The 18137-nt window shown below is 58.5% G+C and carries 17 protein-coding genes and 1 riboswitch; of the genes, 12 read left to right on the forward strand and 5 right to left on the reverse strand.

What is annotated here, in order from left to right; genetic code table 11:
- Positions 1-52: 52 nt before the first annotated feature.
- Entirely contained in the window at positions 53-460 is a 408-nt protein-coding gene (locus tag ACP39K_RS00920; protein WP_033640336.1) for a MerR family transcriptional regulator, read from the forward strand.
- Here ACP39K_RS00920 and eno read toward each other — a convergent pair.
- From eno to ACP39K_RS00935, 3 genes are read right to left on the reverse strand one after another with little or no spacing between them, the layout of a single operon-like run.
- A complete protein-coding gene (gene eno / locus ACP39K_RS00925) occupies positions 457-1740 on the reverse strand; it encodes a phosphopyruvate hydratase (RefSeq protein ID WP_497008226.1) in 1284 nt (427 codons plus the stop codon). The two genes, ACP39K_RS00920 and eno, sit on opposite strands and share 4 nt — an antisense overlap.
- A 16-nt stretch (positions 1741-1756) precedes the next feature.
- Positions 1757-2185, reverse strand: coding sequence for an adenine nucleotide alpha hydrolase family protein (locus tag ACP39K_RS00930; RefSeq protein WP_048795432.1), 429 nt, complete (start codon positions 2183-2185; stop codon positions 1757-1759).
- Between the two features lie 3 nt (positions 2186-2188).
- On the reverse strand, positions 2189-3154 hold the full coding sequence (locus tag ACP39K_RS00935) for a DHHA2 domain-containing protein (RefSeq protein WP_147827343.1): 966 nt from the start codon (positions 3152-3154) through the stop codon (positions 2189-2191).
- A 40-nt stretch (positions 3155-3194) separates the two neighbouring features.
- Positions 3195-3270, reverse strand: a riboswitch (Fluoride riboswitch).
- Between the two features lie 176 nt (positions 3271-3446).
- Between ACP39K_RS00935 and ACP39K_RS00940 the strand changes: the two genes are divergently transcribed.
- From ACP39K_RS00940 to ACP39K_RS00950, 3 genes are all read left to right on the forward strand, one after another.
- The gene (locus ACP39K_RS00940) at positions 3447-5327 is read left to right on the forward strand and encodes a diguanylate cyclase domain-containing protein (protein WP_016927733.1); all 1881 of its coding nucleotides are present in this window, start codon (positions 3447-3449) and stop codon (positions 5325-5327) included.
- 71 nt (positions 5328-5398) lie between these two features.
- Positions 5399-6247 carry an AraC family transcriptional regulator gene (locus tag ACP39K_RS00945; RefSeq protein WP_033640332.1) on the forward strand — a complete coding sequence of 283 codons (849 nt, stop codon included), beginning with the start codon at positions 5399-5401 and terminating at the stop codon, positions 6245-6247.
- A 53-nt stretch (positions 6248-6300) separates the two neighbouring features.
- The gene (locus ACP39K_RS00950) at positions 6301-6708 is read left to right on the forward strand and encodes a DUF2000 family protein (protein WP_016927731.1); all 408 of its coding nucleotides are present in this window, start codon (positions 6301-6303) and stop codon (positions 6706-6708) included.
- A gap of 49 nt (positions 6709-6757) precedes the next feature.
- Here ACP39K_RS00950 and ACP39K_RS00955 read toward each other — a convergent pair whose 3' ends face one another.
- A complete protein-coding gene (locus tag ACP39K_RS00955; protein ID WP_497008227.1) occupies positions 6758-7621 on the reverse strand; it encodes a LysR substrate-binding domain-containing protein in 864 nt (287 codons plus the stop codon).
- Positions 7622-7802: 181 nt separating this feature from the next.
- On the opposite strand from ACP39K_RS00955, the gene ACP39K_RS00960 reads away from it, so the two are divergent.
- The 4 genes from ACP39K_RS00960 (at position 7803) to ACP39K_RS00975 (ending at position 11821) form a co-directional block, all read left to right on the forward strand.
- Entirely contained in the window at positions 7803-8975 is a 1173-nt protein-coding gene (locus tag ACP39K_RS00960) for an MFS transporter (protein WP_227944603.1), read from the forward strand.
- Between the two features lie 17 nt (positions 8976-8992).
- Positions 8993-10039 carry an NAD(P)/FAD-dependent oxidoreductase gene (locus ACP39K_RS00965; RefSeq protein ID WP_049299221.1) on the forward strand — a complete coding sequence of 349 codons (1047 nt, stop codon included), beginning with the start codon at positions 8993-8995 and terminating at the stop codon, positions 10037-10039.
- A gap of 315 nt (positions 10040-10354) precedes the next feature.
- Complete coding sequence (locus ACP39K_RS00970) at positions 10355-10672, forward strand: cupin domain-containing protein (RefSeq protein WP_015377878.1); 318 nt, start codon at positions 10355-10357, stop codon at positions 10670-10672.
- A 357-nt stretch (positions 10673-11029) separates the two neighbouring features.
- Positions 11030-11821 carry an AraC family transcriptional regulator gene (locus ACP39K_RS00975; protein ID WP_033640329.1) on the forward strand — a complete coding sequence of 264 codons (792 nt, stop codon included), beginning with the start codon at positions 11030-11032 and terminating at the stop codon, positions 11819-11821.
- Between the two features lie 41 nt (positions 11822-11862).
- On the opposite strand, the gene ACP39K_RS00980 is transcribed toward ACP39K_RS00975, so the two are convergent.
- On the reverse strand, positions 11863-12759 hold the full coding sequence (locus tag ACP39K_RS00980) for an NAD(P)/FAD-dependent oxidoreductase (protein WP_060445157.1): 897 nt from the start codon (positions 12757-12759) through the stop codon (positions 11863-11865).
- Positions 12760-12915: 156 nt separating this feature from the next.
- On the opposite strand from ACP39K_RS00980, the gene ACP39K_RS00985 reads away from it, so the two are divergent.
- The 4 genes from ACP39K_RS00985 (at position 12916) to ACP39K_RS01000 (ending at position 18009) form a co-directional block, all read left to right on the forward strand.
- Positions 12916-13530 (forward strand): TetR/AcrR family transcriptional regulator, encoded by a 615-nt coding sequence (locus ACP39K_RS00985; RefSeq protein ID WP_033640327.1) that lies wholly within the window; start codon positions 12916-12918, stop codon positions 13528-13530.
- Positions 13531-13605: 75 nt separating this feature from the next.
- Positions 13606-14715, forward strand: a complete 1110-nt coding sequence (locus ACP39K_RS00990; protein ID WP_060445156.1) for an efflux RND transporter periplasmic adaptor subunit — start codon at positions 13606-13608, stop codon at positions 14713-14715.
- Complete coding sequence (locus ACP39K_RS00995) at positions 14712-17822, forward strand: efflux RND transporter permease subunit (protein WP_497008228.1); 3111 nt, start codon at positions 14712-14714, stop codon at positions 17820-17822. The genes ACP39K_RS00990 and ACP39K_RS00995 overlap by 4 nt, the downstream gene beginning before the upstream one ends.
- Positions 17815-18009, forward strand: a complete 195-nt coding sequence (locus tag ACP39K_RS01000) for a Rossmann-fold NAD(P)-binding domain-containing protein (protein WP_197787743.1) — start codon at positions 17815-17817, stop codon at positions 18007-18009. The genes ACP39K_RS00995 and ACP39K_RS01000 overlap by 8 nt, the downstream gene beginning before the upstream one ends.
- The last annotated feature ends 128 nt before the right edge of the window (positions 18010-18137 follow it).

Here is an 18137-nt window from a genome sequence, read left to right on the forward strand (position 1 = left end):
AGGGTGAATGGCGCTATACTAAGTTTAAAGTTAACTTTAAGGTCAATAGGGCATGAAAATCGGAGAGTTGGCGGAGCGCGCCGGCATGGCCGCCTCGGCGATACGTTACTACGAACAGCAGGGTCTGCTGCCCAAAGCGGTGCGCGGCGTTAACGGATATCGGGTGTATAGCGAAAGCGCGCTGGAGCGGCTGCACCTGATCCAAATCGGCCAGAACCTGGGATTTTCGCTGCAGGCGATCCGCGGGGTATTGGCGCTGCAGGGCAGCGATTATGAGGATGGGTTGATACAGGGCGTCGACAGCCGGCTGGCGGAAATCGAGCGGATGATGGCGACGCTGAACGAGCAGCGTGAGACGTTGATGGCGACGCGGCGTATTCTGTTGGAATCCGGCGTGGCGGGATTATGCCGCGCAAAAAATGAAAAACAGGCCGGTGCGTGGCCGGCCTGCAAAGATTAACGGCGTTTAAAGGCGGCGCGCCCGGCATATACCGCCGCGGTGCCCAATTGCTCCTCAATGCGCATCAGCTGATTGTATTTTTCGATGCGCTCGCCGCGGCACGGCGCGCCGGTTTTCAAATGGCCGGCTCGCATCGCAACCGTCATATCGGCGATAAAGCTGTCGACGGTTTCGCCGCTGCGGTGCGAGATAAAGGCGCCCCAGCCGTTTGCCTGGCAAAGCTGCACGGCGGCGAAAGTTTCGCTCAGCGTGCCGATCTGGTTCAATTTGATCAGCGCCGCATTGGCCAACCGTTCATCAATCCCGCGCTGGATGTATTTCACGTTGGTGACGAACAGATCGTCACCGACCAGTTCCACTTGATCGCCCAGGGTGTCGCTGAGAATGCGCCAGCCGGCCCAATCGTCCTCGGCCAAACCGTCTTCAATCAGCACGATGGGAAAATCCTGCACCAGCCGCTGGTAATAGGCCGTCATCTGTTCGGCATCCAGTTCAGCGTTTTCGCTGCGCAGGCGATATTTGCCGTTGGCATAGAATTCACTTGAGGCCGGGTCCATACAAATGGCGATATCGTCTCCCGGTTGATAACCGGCTTTCTCTATCGCCTGCACGATCAGCTCCAGCGGTTGCCAGTTCGAGGCAACCGCCGGCGCGAAACCGCCTTCGTCGCCGACGCCGACCGACAGGCCTTGTTCCAACAGGATTTGGCGCAGCGCCTGATAGACTTCACTGCCCCAGCGCACGGCTTCGCGCAGCGACGGCGCGCCCAGCGGGGCTATCATAAACTCCTGAAAGTCCGCCCCTTGCCAACGGGCGTGCACGCCGCCGTTGATGATATTCATGCAGGGCACCGGCAGCAGGTTGGCGCCGATGCCGCCCAGATAACGATACAGCGGCAGTTGCGACAATTGCGCCGCGAGGCGGGCGGCGGCCAGAGAAACGCCGAGCAGGGCGTTGGCCCCCAATCGGCTCTTGTTCTCGCTGCCGTCCAGCGCGATCAGCCGGCGGTCAATCTCCTCTTGTTGGCGCACATCCACCCCGCGCAGCGCCTCATTGATCGCCGTTTTGACGCTGTGCACCGCCTCCAGTACGCCTTTACCGCCGTAACGGTGCGGATCGCCGTCGCGGTGTTCCACCGCCTCGCGTGAACCGGTGCTGGCGCCGGAGGGAACCGAAGCCCGTGCCACGACGCCCGCCGCAGTCATTTCAACTTCGACGGTCGGGTTGCCGCGCGAATCCAGGATCTCTCTGGCGGTTACGCTTTCAATCTCATAGCTCATGGGTAGTCACCTCATTCTAGGGAGTAGGCACATGCTTTATCAGCACGTCGATCGACAAATGGTTAATGAACTCGAAGCCGAAGGAGGCAAAGACGCCGAACGGACGGTTCTGATGGCCGAGCAGCAACAGATCGACCCCTTTGCGGGCAACCAGGGCTTCGACGTCTTTGAAGCGATGGATGCTGACAATTGCGCGCACCTCCAGGGGGATTGAGCAGTCTTCCACCAGACGGCTGAGCATGGCTTTGGCGGCGATCACCTCGCTGGACTGGCGATCTTTGGTCAGCGAATCGCTGAGGTAGTCCAGCTCGGCATAGTCGGCGCTGATGTGCGCCACGGTAATGCGCGTATTCATCTGCTGATTGAGGCGTTCGGCATGACGCAACAGCAGCCGGCCGTCGCGTTCATCCTGCACCAGCAGTAAAGCATGTTGGTAGAGCGGCATGACTTATCTCCCTGCGTTAGCGATCTGGCGGGTTAACCACGGTAAAACCTCTTTTTTCCGGCTCGTCATGCCGGGCAGCGACACCTGACGAATGTCGAGCACCCGGTTCGGCGAGAAATACAGGGTGGAGCGACGGCAGGTGATATCGGTGACCAATAGCGCGGCCATCGCCAGCCCGGCTTCCTGCTTCGCGTGTTCAAGCGCCTGTTGCAGCGCGGGCAACAGCGGATCGATGTCGCTCATGGCCCGCACTTCTATCTGCGACAGCAGCAGCGAGACGCTATGGATGCGATAATTCTTGGCGTCGCGCTGCAGCAACTGCGCGGCGGATTGCCCCGAAAGATCGGTTTTGGCGGCCAGCAGCCCGGCGGTGAAGGCGTCATAGTCAACGTGAGAAATTGCGCGCAACCGCGAGACCGCCAGCCGATCCTGTTCGGTGGTGGTCGGCGCGCTCAGCGCGACGGTATCGCTCAAAATCGCGCCCAGCAGCAGCGTGGCCTGGGCGGAAGAAAGCGGCATCGGCCTTTCCGCCGCCAGGATCTGCAGGATCACGGTGGCGCAACAGCCGACGGCGCGAACCCAGACATCGGGCGGGTTGCGGGTGATTAACGTGCCCAGCCGGTGATGGTCGATAACGCCGACCACATCGCTGTCGGGCAATGAGGCCGGCCCTTGTTCGACGTCGGTAAAATCGACCAGCCAGACTTTACGGTCACGGAGATCGTCTTTCAGCAGCGGAGGCGCTTGTACGCCGGCGGCGGCCAGTATGTAGCGGGTTTCCGGCGTCAGTTCGCCAAGGCGGAAAGCGACAGCCGGTTTGCCGAGGTGATTGAGCCAGTCCGCGACCACCAGCGCGCTGCAGATGCTGTCGCTGTCGGGATTCTTATGGCCGAAAACGTACAGCGGCATTTCCCGCACGGTGAGATCAGGCTGGGGCGGAAAAGGGGTAAAACGTGGGATTTCATTCATAGCGACTCCTGACATACCTGCCTAAAAAATAAAGCGAAGTTGTATATCAGGCGTCATCATCCGGTTCGAGCGAACGCGGCGGTTGGGAAAGGTGGAACACCATCACCTTGTGAACGACTGTAGCGCAGCGCGGTGGCAAACGCAACGCCCGGCAAAGCTGGCGAGAATGCGCAATCGGATTGATACTGAGTGAGTCTATGATGGACAAGGATATTTGCCGCCAACCGACGAAAACGCTGAACGGACTCACGCCGGCTATGCCGGGGCCGTCGGTGACACATTGGGAGACAACATGCTCGAACCCTGCTTCCCCGAAAACGAAGCTGAACGCCTGTCGGTATTGAATTCGCTGAACGTGCTGGATTCAAACTCGGTGGAGAAACTGGATCGCATCACGCGGCTGGCGGCGAAATACTTCGGCGTGACCATCGCGCTGGTGTCATTGATCGACCGGGATCGTCAATGGTTTTTATCGCGTTACGGCCTGGATGCCCGGGAAACGCCGCGCAATATCTCATTTTGCGGCCATGCTATCTTGCAACGCGAAGCGCTGGTGGTGCCCGATACCGCCAACGATCCGCGCTTTTTTGATAATCCGCTGGTGATTGGCGGACCGCGGATCGGTTTCTACGTTGGGCAACCGCTGCTGTCGCTCGACGGGTTGCCGCTCGGCACCCTGTGCATTATCGACAGCCAGCCGCAGCCGTTTTCCCCGGAACAACTGGCCGACCTGCACGACTTCGCCGCCGTGGTGGAGGAGTATTTGCAGAGCATTGAACGCCACGTCTATACCGAAAACCTGAAGTCCAATCTGCAACGCTCGGAAGCCCTGTTCGAACAGACCTTCGCCCAGGCGGCGGTAGGGATGGCGCTGGTGTCGCTGCAGGGGTATTGGTTGCGGGTCAATCCGCGCATCTGCGAAATGTTGCGCTATTCCGAGCGCGAGCTGATGGATCGCACCTTTCAGGACATTACCTATCCGCTCGATCTCAACACCGATCTGGAAAAACTGCAGCAACTGCTGAGAAACGAGATCAGCACTTATTCGCTGGAGAAACGTTATTTCCGCGCCGACGGCTCGATCGTCTGGGTGCAGCTGACGGTGGCGTTAAACCGGTTGCCTAACGGCAAACCGGATCATTTCATCTCGGTTATCGTCGATATCAGCGAGCGCAAGGCGGCGGAGGCCGATCTGTTCGCTCTGCAACACGAGCTGGAACAACGCGTCGAAATCCGCACGCGGGAGCTGAATGTGGTCGTCAAGAAACTCAACGAAGAGATTGAAACCCGGGTGCTCGCCGAATATCAGCTCAGCGCGGAGAAGGAACGCCTGCGCGCCATTACCGACAATATGCCGGCGTTGATCAGCCAGATCGACGGCAATGAACGCTACCTGTTCGCCAACAGCGCCTACAAAACCTGGTTTGGCCTGGAAGAAAGCCGCCTCAGAGGAATGACGGTGCGCGATTTTATGGGGGAGAACGTTTATCAGATAGCGAAACCGATGATAGACAGGGCCCTGGCGGGGGAAATGGTGAGCTTTGAAAATGAGCTCCAGACCCAAAAGGGACTGCTGATGATCCACACCACGCTGGTGCCGTGCGAAACGCAGGGGTTTTACATTCTGTCCATGGACATTACCGAGTTGAAGCGGCTGCAGCAGCGGCTGGAATATGACGCAACCCATGACATGCTGACCGGATTGACCAATCGACGCGCGTTTCTGCGCCGGTTGTCGGGCACGTTGCAGGCCTGTTGCCATCAGCGGCAGATGGCGCTGTTGTTTATCGATCTCGACGGGTTCAAAACCCTTAACGACAGCTATGGTCATGACTTCGGCGACGCGATCCTGAAGACATTCGCCACATTGCTCAGCGCCTGCGCAGGCGAGCACCACAGCGTCTCGCGCCTGGCCGGTGACGAGTTCACGGTGATCCTGTGGCCGTTGACGGATCCGCGGCGCGAGGTCAGCGAATTTTGCGAAAACGTGTTGGCGCAACTGGCCAAAATTACGCAGATCGGGCCGCAGAAGGTACGGCTTTCCGCCAGCATAGGCGCGGCCATTTCTCCACGCGGCGATGTGACGGAGGAGATGCTGTTGACCCGCGCCGACGGCGCGATGTATCAGGCGAAATCGGCCGGAAAGGGCACTTATGCCATCTGCGAGCTGTGAGCGTGCAACGGTGGCGGTCTCAGGGTAAGCTGTTTTTTCTTTTCCTGTAAGCAGAACTCCGGATTTATTGCATGGCGTCCAATCATCAACATACAGACTGGCTCGAACTGCGGCGCGATGACGAAACGGGTATTGAGAGCGTCAACGCCCACTTTCAGGGGCATGCCTACGATCCTCACGATCATGATGAAATGCTGGTGGGCGTCACGCAGCAGGGCTTGCAGCGTTTCAATTGCCACCGCTCGCTGCACACCAGCCGGCCGGGGCGCGCCATGCTGATCGAGCCGGGCGCGGTGCACGATGGCCATGCGCCGCAGGCCGAAGGGTTTACCTATGCGATGCTTTATCTGCCGCAGCGCTGGGTCTCCGACGCGATGCAGCGCCGCGGATTGGGGGACGCTTCAGTGCTGGAAGGCGCCTTCCACAGCACGTTGACCGACGATCCGATGCTGGCGACCGCGATACAACAGGCTTTTTTTGCGTTGCATCAGAGGGAAGGCCGGCTGGCGCGCGATCAAAGCCTGGACCAACTGCTGACGCTTTTGGCGCGGCATATACGCGTCAGGCCAACGTCCCAACGCGATGACGCTTTGATTGAGATGAATCGTTTACGGGACTACTTGCACGAGCACATGGCGGATAATCCCAGTCTGGAGGAACTTGCGCTTCAGTGCGGTCTGGATCGTTTCCGTCTGACTCGCCAATTCACCCGCGCTTTCGGCCAGTCGCCGCATGCTTACCTGATCCGGCTGAGGCTGCGTGCCGCGCGACTGTTACTGGCGCAGGGGGAAGAGCCGGCGCAGGTCGCCATGCAGGTAGGCTTTGCCGACCAGAGTCATTTGGGCCGCTGGTTCCGGCGCGCCTACCGTTTATCGCCGGCGGCCTATCAACGGCAGTGCACAAACGTTCTATACCGCTGACTCGCTCATCGCCGATGATGCGCTTTTAAGAGCACAACGGAGTAGAGCGAAACATGTTTGATACCAAGATAGCGTTTATCGTGCGCGACGATCTGCAAACCTGGCAGCGGCTGAACGTGGTGGCCTTTCTGGCGACGGGCATCGCCGCCGCCGCCCCGGAGATCATCGGCGAATGTTACGTGGATGCGCAAGGCAGACGCTACGGCGGCATTTCCGGGCAGCCGATGCTGATTTTCGCCGCGGATCTGCCGGGCCTGCAAAATGCGCATCGCAAAGGGCTGGAACGGGAATTGACGCTAATCCCCTATGTGCACGCCATGTTCTCGACCGGGCACGATGCAGCCAACCGGCAGGTTTTTCTCGCCGAAGACGCGGACAACCTGGATTTGGTCGGCCTGGCGCTGCGCGGGCCGAAGAAAGCGGTGGATAAGGCGATAAAAGGCCTGACGCTGCACGCCTGAGAAATACCGTTAGCGCGGTGCGCTTTTGCGGCGGGATCCAATACGGCGCTTACGCCTGGAACGTCTGCAGCCAGGTGGCGAACTTTCTCACGACCTCATCGTCCCGATCGCGCAGCAGCAGGGAATAAACGCCGGTTCGAATCGTCAACGCCGGGAAGGGCGACACCAGCCGGCCGGACGACAGATGTTTGGCGCAGAACAGGTAAGGCACGACGGCCAGTCCCAGGCCGTCTTCGGCCGCCTGAATGGCGGCGAAGGTATGGTCGAGCGTCAGCGGCGAGGCGTCCAGCGCCGTCGGATAGGTATTCAACCAGCTGCGCCATAAATCTTCCCGGGCGCGGATGCGAATGGCTGTATGCCCGGCCAGATTGTCTGGCGCACTGATCGGCATGGTGCGCAAATAGCTCTGGCTGCAGACCAACAGGCTGTCTTCCTGCAAAAAAGGGATCGCCTTCAGCCCTGAGAAGTGCGCGGGGTCGCGCCTGATCGCCAGATCAAACGGCATATTGCGATCGACGGCCCCAGTGGCGGTGGTGATATCAACCGCGACCTCCGGATGAATCTCGTTGAACGCCGCCAGTTTCGGCATCAGCCAGTGCATGGTGAACGTCGGCAGGCTGTGCACCACCAGCCGTTGCCGACCGGCGCTCGCTTTCAGCGCGCTTTCCGCGGCATACAGTTCGCTTATCACCCGAGATGCGGTGCGGGAAAAATTCTCGCCGGCCTGCGTCAGCCGCACGGATTTGTGTCCGCGATAAAACAGCGTGACCCCCAGCTGTGCTTCGAGACTGCGAATATGGCGGCTGACCGCGCCGGTGGTGAGAAACAGCTCATCCGCAGCGGCGCTGAAGCTGCCGAGACGGGCGGCGGCTTCGAAAGCGGACAGGTGCGGCAGGGAGTGGATTTTTTTCATAGGTTGAGTCTAGCTCAACCAAATGAGGGAGGAAAGATCGTTTGTCAGCCGTTGATTTTGCTCACTATGATGAGGCATCTCCTTCTGATTGCTGAGTTTATGATGCGGATCTTTTGGCTATCGGTCATGTGCGTTAATGGCGTTATCCTCACCCTGCGGTTGGCAGGGAGGCGGCGCTGAAATGCGAGCTTTCTTTTTGCTTTGCGTGAGCCGGGCTGGCCTCTGCCTGGGCACCATGATGTTTGCCGGCGCGCTGCCGACCATCAGAAGCGAGTGGCAGCTCGACGCCGCCTCCGCCGGTACGGTGCAGACGGTGTTCAGCCTGACCAACGCCCTGGCGTTGCTGGTGGCTTCCTGGTGGTGTGATTCGCTGGGCGCGCGTCGCGTGTATCTGCTGTTTTCCTGGCTGGGCGCCGGTGCGCTGATGCTGTTCGCCGTGTTTGCCCATTCGTATATCGGTGCGCTGGTGTTGATGGCCTTCGTCGGCCTGACGCAGGGCGGCGCCTATACGCCGGCGCTGCTGTTAGCGATGGGGATGAACGGCCCGGCCCGACGCGGTTACGCCATCGGCATGATCCTGGCGGCCAGTTCGTTGGGGTATTTTCTGTCGGTTTTCATCGCCGGTTGGAGCGCCATGCGCTGGGGCGCCGGCGTGGCGTTTTCCCTGTGCGCCGCCGGTGCGTTACTGGGGGCGCTGGCGGGTTCGTTGGCCCTGGTCGGTTATCAGGAACCGCAACCGCGCACGCTGGGAAGGAAGACGAAACGAGAAAGCTATGCTATCACCTATGCGACCCTGCTATTGCTGATCGGGTATATCGCTCACAGCTGGGAACTGCTCGGTAACTGGGCCTGGGCGCCCAGCCTGGTCAGCGAGGCATTGAGCGGTTTCTCTCTGGATCCGCTCAGCGCAGGATTGATCGTCGCGGCGGTGATCCACCTGGCCGGCATGATCGCCACGCTGATTGTCGGCACCGTTTCCGACTATTTCAATCGTGCATCGGTGTTGATGTTTATGGGCGCCGCGGGCGCGTTGGGATCGCTGCTGATGGGGTGGTCGGCGAACTGGGGGCCAGGCTGGACGCTGCTGTTCGTCAGCATCGGCAGTTTCTTTATTCTCGGCGACTCCGGCGTGCTGTCGGCGGCGATGGCGGACAACGTGCCGCCGCAACAGCTCGGTAGCGTGATGGGCTGGCGATCGTTGCTGGGGTTCGGCATCGGTTCGTTCGCCCCGTTATCCTTTGGCGTCGTGATGGATACCACCCAGAGCTGGGGCTCGTCTTATGCCGTGTTGGCCTGCGGCGGCGGGGTAGCCTGCCTGGCGGCAGGGTTGCTTTGGCGACAACACGTGAAATGAGGTTCGGACATCATTAAATGAATGGAACATCATCACGCATGGTCATCGTGGGCGCCGGGATTGTCGGCGCATCGATCGCCTATCATCTCGCGCGCCAAGGGCAGCACGTTATCGTCGTTGAGCAGGCGCATCCCGCGGCGGGAGCCACAGGCCGCTCGTTCGGCTGGATCAGCGAAGGCGTGCTTGAGGGCGCTCCCGACGCGTTTCTGCGGCGCGAGATCGTGGCTGACTGGATACGCCTGGCGCAGGAGATCCCGGATCTCTGGGTGAATTGGTCCGGCGCGCTCAGCTATGGCCAGGCGCCGGCGACGCAAAACCCCGATAATCGGCTTTTGCCCTCCGCCGAGGTGACAGTGCTGGAACCGGGGCTCAGGCAGCCCGATAGCCAAGCGTATTTTGCGGCGCGTGACGGCGCCGTCGATCCGCAAGACGTGACACAGCGGTTGCTCGAATGCGTTCGCTCGTGGGGCGGGGAGTTGCTCCTGGGGCGAACCGTCAGCGGATTTTTGCGTGAAGACGGGCAGATCATCGGCATCGTTACCGAGGAAGGCGCGATTGCCGCCGATCGGGTGGTGCTCGCCTGCGGTACGGGGATCTCGGCGCTGCTGGACGGCAGCGGATTCTCGCTGCCGATCGAGGCGTCACCGGCCATTTTGTTACGCTATCACGCGGCGGCGCAGGTGGTGAACACGCTGATTGCGGGCGACGACATCGAAGTGCGTCATGCGCAAAATGGCGATCTGCTGGCGGCGGAGGATTATCCTGCGCACGGCGATGAAAACCGCGTGGAGGGCGAAGCGCAATCGGCGATTGAAGGGCGCCTGTCAGGCACGGCGCCCTTGCAACTGCAGGCGTGTGCGGTGGGGATGCGCCCCCGGCCGCGCGACGGTTATCCCATCGTCGGGCCGCTGGGCGCCACCTGCCTCTATGTGGCGGTGATGCATCCGGCCGTGATGTGCGCACCGACGCTTGGCCGACTGATCGGCGACGAGCTGCTGCATGGCGTTAACCCCGCCATTCCGCACGCTTATCGCCCGGCGCGATTTATTAATGATGGGGTGTGAAGGGGGGAGATCATCGCGATCTCCGGCAGACGGCGCATTGGTCTCGCCGTTCAGGTTTTCCGACTACGGATCAGCACCGTAATGCGCTCAACCGTGCAGCGGTTTTTTGCGCCGTCGGCGAGGCTCTTATATATTTAGTAGCATGCCTGAGGCAGGTTAGGCATGAAACGGCGGCCGATCGGGCCGCTGCAAGTACGACAGTTAATCCGTTCGCCAAGAGGCTGCGAGCCTGTGCTTTCGGTAGGGACAGCCGCCAATCGTTTTTACGGCGACCGAAGGCGGAGCAGCTACTCACCGGTCACGAGGACACTTACCATGCATAAGAGAACACTGGCGTCACTGCATTACGAAAACATGCCTTACGATGGGGTACACTTTCACATTTTGAAACGGGAGACGCCTGGCCATACGGCGTTGCTGAAGCTGGATGCGGGCAGCCGACAACCGGCGCGTTTTCACCCGGGCTGGGTGAAACTGATGGTGCTGAGCGGTGAACTGAAGGTTGACGATCAGACGTTGCAACCCCATGAGATGTTGATCATTCCTGCCAATACCGCTTATACGGTACAGGCCATCACGGAAGTGATTTGTCTGGCGATTTCCGAGCTGGACGGCGCCGAGTTGGCCCGTTGATGAGATAACCACGTTGGATGGAGGAGAGCCTAGGCGCTCTCCCTATCCCTTCAGCATTAAGCCGCCCCCCAGGCCGAGCTACCTGCTGATTGATGCGTACACCTCCTGATTTATGCCACTGCGCTTTCCCTCTCCATCACTTTCGGCCGCGTCGCCCCCGCAACGAGCCGCCATCGCGCAGCGCATGCGCAACGTCATCGCCTCCGTTTTACGCAGAACGATGAAATTTTGGTGTAAATAGTGAGTTTCTTCGCATAAGGCCCCTGGTGTGGCTTGCGAGAACGTCACTATATGGAGGATCATGCGGTCCCTCTATCAAATAAAAGACATTCGCGTTATCAAAAGGGACAAACGATCATGGGATTCGAAGTCGACAACGCCGAAACGAAACGCATCGACCTCAGCAGCCACGAAAATTCCTCGTTCGAGGTGACGGGGCTGGTGAAACACTATCCGGCGGGCTTCGTCATTCCTTACCACTCGCATAAACGCTGTCATTTGCTCTATTCGCAACAGGGCATTATGGCGGTCGAGGCGAGCAGCGGGCGCTGGATCGTGCCGCCCACCACCGCGGTTTGGTTGCGGCCGGGGGTAGAACATCAGATCGTCATGCAGAGCAATATCTGCGTTTACGGGATTTTGGTCGATGAAATCACCGCCGCGCGTTTGCCGCTGCGCGACGGCGTATTACAGGTTTCACCGCTGTTGCGAGAACTGATCGCCCAGTTGGCGACGCTGGCGCCTGAAGGGGCGGAGACCAAACGCAATGCGCTGCTGAGAGCGTTGTTCCTGGAGGAACTGAGCCTGCAGCCGCAGCTGGCGCTGCATCTGCCTTGGCCGGCAGAGGCGAGAATGGCCGAAATTTGCCGGCAGTTGGTCATCACACCGGCCGACGAACGCGGTATTGAGGCCTGGGCCGATTCACTGTCGATCAGCGTAAAGACCTTTCAACGCCATTTCAGTCAACAAACCGGCATCACCTTCGGCCAGTGGAAACAACGTCTGCGGCTGCTGTCGTCCATTCCGCTGCTGCTGGCCGGCAACTCGATCATCCACGCCGCCTTCGAAAGCGGTTACGAGAGTCACAGCGCCTATTCGGTGGCGTTCAAAAAACTGTTTGGCGTTTCGCCTTCGCGCTTTACGCTATAGCCTTATGGCAGGAGCCGCTTGGAGATCGTTGTTGCTTGCACTCAAGTGAGCATCGACTGCTGAGCGAAGATACCCGCCATCGCGCCTTGCCATGTCGCCGTGGTGACTGAGGGGATGCCGGCGTTGGCAAGGTCACCGGCGGCATAGATGCCTGGCATACTGGTTTCGTGGCGCTCATCGGTCTTAAGGACGATGCCGGTTGGCGTATTGAGCGTGGCGAGGCCCAGTGCGTCATGAAGGCGTGTGGACGGCCTGGTAAGCGGATGTGCGAAGAGAATATCGACTGCGACATCGGTGCCGGTATCGATCTTGATGGTGGCAATCTGGCTCCCGTGACGTGCGATTTCGGCGATCCGGCCATCAACGAGAGGGACCTGGCGGGCCGCCAGTTCGGTCCGTATGTCGGGAGAGATGTCGTGTCCATTGCTGAAGACAGTCAACCTGTCGGTCCAGTCGTGAAACAGCCTGACCTGATTCATCGACTGCGCTCCAGACCAGACGAGGCCCCAATGCTGGTCAGCAACTTCGAAGCCATCGCAATAGGGGCATGGGATGACGGATGTGCCCCAGCCTTCAGCAAAGCCAGGAATGTCAGGCATCTGGTCAACAACGCCATAGCTCAGGATCAGGCGGCGCGCACGTAGGGTTTCACTATCGCCAGTGAGGACGGAGAAATTGTCAATAGTACCGGAGATGCTGTCCGCGCGGGCATTAACCATCTTGATGGCAGGGTAGCGCGCGAGTTGCTGCCGCGCCGCGGCCAGGATGTCGGACGGTGGTTTGTCATCGTGGCCGAGCACACCGTGTGAACGGCTAGCGAAGCGGTTGCGCTGAAGGCCGGTATCGAGAACGGTGACCGTGCGACGGGCACGGCCAAGCTGCAGGGCTGCGGCGAGACCGGCAAAGCTGCCGCCGATGATGATGACGTCATTATTCATGGTGAGATGTTCCGTTTTGTTGATTCAGTGGAGTGCCCGGGGTCGCTGTATCATCCGGCGAAAAATCTGTCAGAGCGCAAGTGTATTTAGGATTGTGACCATATTACCAATTGGTCACTCGTTGTCAACCGAGCTTCATTGGGCTAAGATGGGAAAATGACTAAACAGATGAATGAAACTCCTTCCAGGGGACCTTCCGACCACAGTGTCCGCGATCAGGTCGTTGACGCGGCCACTGAGCATTTCGGTCACTATGGCTACGAAAAAACAACGGTTTCCGACCTCGCCAAAGCAATTGGTTTTTCAAAAGCTTATATCTATAAATTTTTCGATTCCAAGCAGGCGATTGGAGAAGTGATCTGCGCTAATCGGCTGGCGATCATAAGGGACATTGTCAACGCAGCGATTGCGGATGCGCCGACAGCCGCAGAGAAAATAAGGCGATTATTCAAGGCATTGTCAGAATCTGGCTGCGATTTATTTTTTCATGACCGTAAGTTGCACGATATTGCGGCCGTTGCTGTGCGTGACAAATGGCCCTCAGCACAAGCTCATGAGCAGCACCTGCGGCAGCTCATTGAGCAGATCATTGTTGAAGGGCGCCAGGCAGGTGAGTTTGAAAGAAAAACGCCACTGGACGAGGCGGCGGATGCGATTTTTATGGTCATGCGTCCCTATATCAGCCCGGTTCAGCTGCAATATAATTTGGAAACCGTCCAAGCAGCGGCGGTATTGCTGCCATCACTGATCCTGAGAAGTTTGTCACCCTGATGTTGTGACCATTGACAATAATGGTCACAAGTATAAGTATGGGTTCCTGTCCTGTTCAATTCATTAAGGGAACCCATGCTCGGACTTAAACCTGTCACCTTTGCTGTCTGTCTGTTGCCGTTTGCCCTTGTGGCCTGCGGTGAGGCTTCCGATAGCAGCGATCCACGCAGTCTGCCACCTCTGGTCAGGTCTGCCGCAGCGATCAATGCAACCGACTTTTCCCGTGCTTTTACGGGGGTGGTGGTTGCACGAATTCAGAGCGATCTTGGTTTCAGGGTTCAAGGAAAAATCCTGGAACGTCTCGTCGATACCGGTCAGGCCGTGAAACGTGGTCAGCCGTTAATGCGTCTGGACCCGGTTGATCTGAGCCTACAGGCTCAGGCTCAGCAGCAGGCCGTCGCCGCAGCAAAAGCGCGAGCCCGACAGACAGCGGATGATGAATCGCGTTATCGCGGTCTGGTCACCACAGGCGCTGTGTCGGCATCCGCTTACGATCAGGTTAAGGCTGCCGCAGAGACGGCCAGGGCTGACCTCAGTGCCGCCAAGGCGCAGGCGAATGTGGCGCAAAACGCCATGGGCTATGCAGTCCTGGTCGCTGACGCCGACGGAGTGGTGATGGATACGCTGGCCGAACCTGGTCAGGTGGTCAGCGCCGGACAGCCAGTTATCAGGCTGGCGAGGGCAGGACAACGCGAAGCGGTCGTCCAGTTGCCTGAGACGCTGCGCCCGGTAATTGGAAGCGTGGCACAGGCCTCTCTGTACGGCAGCGATACCCCCTCTGTTTCTGCGAAGCTACGGTTACTCTCTGATGCAGCCGATCCGCTGACGCGCACGTTTGAAGCAAGGTACGTGCTCGACGGTCCATTGTCTGGTGCCCCTTTGGGGGCCACTGTCACCATCCATATTGCGCAGAACAGAGCATCGCAGCCGTTGCTGCAGGTGCCTTTAGCGGCTGTTTTTGACGCGGGTAAAGGCCCGGGGGTCTGGAGCATTTCAGGAAATCCCGCCAGAGTGACATGGCGGTCCGTGCAGGTCGTGAGCCTCGGGGATGATGCAGCAAGCGTCACCGGCAGCCTTAAGCCTGGCGAACAGGTCGTGGCGCTGGGCGCTCATCTACTGCATGATGGTGAAACAGTCCGGCTGGCGAAGCAGAGCGATATCCGTGTCGCCGGGAGTCGTCCATGAGTCGCGGACGTTTCAATCTTTCCGCGCTCGCCGTCCGCGAGCGCTCCGTTACGCTGTTTCTTATCCTGTTGATCACCGTTGCCGGTATTCTCTCGTTCCTTGGGCTGGGGCGCGCAGAAGACCCGCCTTTTACGGTCAAGCAGATGACCATCATTTCCGCCTGGCCTGGAGCAACGGCTAAGGAAATGCAGGATCAGGTGGCCGAACCGCTGGAGAAGCGTCTCCAGGAGCTCAAGTGGTATGACCGCACAGAGACCTACACGCGTCCCGGTCTGGCTTTTACCATGCTGTCATTGCTGGACAGCACTCCCCCCGCAGAGGTCCAGGAAGAGTTCTATCAGGCACGCAAAAAACTCAGCGACGAGGCTAAAAATTTGCCGGCAGGGGTGTCTGGACCGATGGTCAACGATGAGTTTTCGGATGTCACGTTTGCGCTCTTTGCGCTGAAGGCAAAAGGAGAGCCACAGTGGCTACTGGTGCGCGATGCCGAGTCATTACGCCAGCGCTTATTACATGTTCCCGGGGTAAAAAAGGTCAATATTATCGGTGAGCAGGCCGAGCGGATATTTGTCTCATTTTCCCATGACCGTCTGGCAACCCTGGGGGTCTCTGCCCAGGATATCTTTGCAGCCCTGAACAACCAGAACGTGCTGACACCTGCGGGCTCGATAGATACCCGTGGTCCGCAGGTTTTTATCCGTCTGGATGGGGCCTTTGACACACTGGAAAAAATTCGTGAAACGCCGATTGTGGTGCAAGGGAGGACGCTGAAGCTTTCCGATGTGGCGACGGTCGAGCGTGGCTACGAAGATCCGGCGACCTTTATGGTGCGTAATCAGGGCGAACCTGCACTTCTGCTGGGTATCGTGATGCGTGAGGGCTGGAATGGTCTGGAGTTGGGTAAAGCGCTGGATAAGGAAGCCGCCAGCATCAATGCGGACATGCCACTCGGCATGACATTCGTAAAAGTCACCGATCAGTCAGTTAACATCAGTTCCGCCGTAGATGAGTTCATGATCAAATTTTTCGTCGCGTTGCTGGTCGTGATGGTGGTCTGCTTTCTCAGTATGGGTTGGCGTGTGGGTGTGGTGGTCGCTGCTGCTGTGCCCCTGACGCTGGCTGTCGTCTTTGTGGTCATGGAGGCGTCAGGTAAAAACTTCGACCGTATTACCCTGGGCTCGCTCATCCTGGCCCTGGGGTTGTTGGTGGATGACGCCATCATTGCCATTGAAATGATGGTGGTGAAAATGGAGGAGGGGTACGACCGAATCAAAGCCTCAGCCTATGCATGGAGCCACACTGCTGCGCCGATGCTGGCAGGCACCCTGGTGACGGCCGTTGGCTTTATGCCTAACGGTTTTGCACAATCCACGGCGGGTGAATATACCAGCAATATGTTCTGGATTGTGGGAATTGCATTGATTGCCTCCTGGGTGGTGGCAGTGGTGTTTACCCCTTACCTTGGGGTGAAAATGCTGCCGGATATCAAAACGGTTCAAGGGGGGCACACCGCTATCTACAACACCCGCCGCTACAACCGTTTTCGTCAGTTGCTGGCGCGGGTCATCGCGCGAAAATGGTGGGTCGCGGCTTCTGTCGTCGCGGTATTCACCGTTGCGGTTCTCGGCATGGCGCTGGTGAAAAAACAGTTTTTCCCGACGTCTGACCGGCCAGAGGTCCTTGTGGACGTCCAGATGCCGTATGGCACGTCCATTGAACAGACCAGCGCCGCCGTGACGAAAATTGAGGACTGGCTGAAGCGCCAGAAAGAAGCAAAAATCGTGACGGCTTATATCGGGCAAGGGGCACCACGTTTTTATCTCGCCATGGCACCGGAGCTACCCGATCCCTCTTTTGCGAAAATTGTTATCCTGACGGACAGTGAGGGATCCCGTGAGGCGCTCAAGTTCCGTCTTCGCCAGGCTGCGGCTGATGGACTGGCTCCTGAGGCGCGAGTTCGCGTGACCCAACTGGTGTTTGGCCCCTATTCACCCTATCCGGTTGCCTTCCGTGTGACAGGATCAGATCCGACGGTATTACGAGGCATCGCGGACAAGGTGAAAATGGTGATGCAGGCCAGCCCGCTGATGAGAACGGTCAACACGGATTGGGGCTCACGCGTGCCAACGCTGCATTTCACCCTGAATCAGGACCGCCTGCAGGCAGTGGGGCTGACGTCAAATGCCGTGGCCCAGCAGCTTCAGTTCTTGCTTTCGGGTGTTCCGGTCACCGCGGTGCGCGAAGATATCCGTTCGGTGCAGGTCGTGGGACGCGCTGCCGGCGATATCAGGCTTGATCCGGCGAAAATAGAGGGTTTCACCCTGATCGGTTCTGCCGGGCAGCGTATTCCGTTATCGCAGGTTGGCGAGGTCGAAGTGCGCATGGAAGACCCGGTCCTGCGACGTCGCGACCGTATGCTAACCATTACCGTGCGAGGCGATATCGCCGAATCCCTTCAGGCACCTGATGTCTCCACTGCGATTTTCAAACAACTGCAGCCCATCATCGCAACGCTTCCGAATGGATACCGGGTTGAACAGGCTGGCTCTATTGAGGAGTCAGGGAAAGCGACCCAAGCGATGGTGCCGTTATTCCCTATCATGATAGCCATGACATTGCTGATCATTATCCTTCAGGTGCGTTCGATGTCGGCGATGGTGATGGTCTTTATGACCGCACCGCTGGGGCTGGTCGGTGTGGTGCCAACCTTGCTGCTCTTCAACCAGCCCTTTGGCATCAATGCGCTGGTTGGTTTGATTGCCCTGTCAGGGATCTTGATGCGCAACACGCTGATCCTCACCGGGCAGATTCATCACAACGAGCAGGAAGGGCTTGAACCCTATCATGCGGTCATTGAGGCAACGGTACAGCGCTCCAGGCCTGTACTGCTGACGGCGATGGCGGCCATTCTGGCCTTTATCCCGTTAACCCACTCGGTATTCTGGGGAACCCTGGCCTATACCCTGATAGGCGGGACACTGGGTGGGACCATTATTACGCTGGTGTTCCTGCCTGCTATGTATGCCATCTGGTTCCGGATAAAGAGCCCAACGGCAACCTTGCCAACCGAAAACCATTCCACGTCTGAAGGATTAAAAAATGTCTGAACATAAAGTCGTTCTGATTACCGGCGTTTCATCAGGCATTGGCGGGGCTGCCGCCTTGGCTTTTAAAGCCATAGGTTGTCAGGTATTTGGTACCGTCAGGGATATCAATGGCGCTTCGCCGTTGAATGGCGTTGCGCTGACAGAAATGGATGTTCGTCATTTAAGAAGCATGCCTAAGCGGGAATAAATTCAAGCCGATAGATGTGCCAGTTGTGCAATACGGCGCAACTGGCATGATTTTGATAGTACCGTAAGATATTTTTTCGTTTTCCAAGCGGACCTCGCGCATAGCGCGCTTCTCCTATAGATTGAAGC

The sequence above is a fragment of the Serratia sp. EC4 genome, assembly GCF_059652115.1.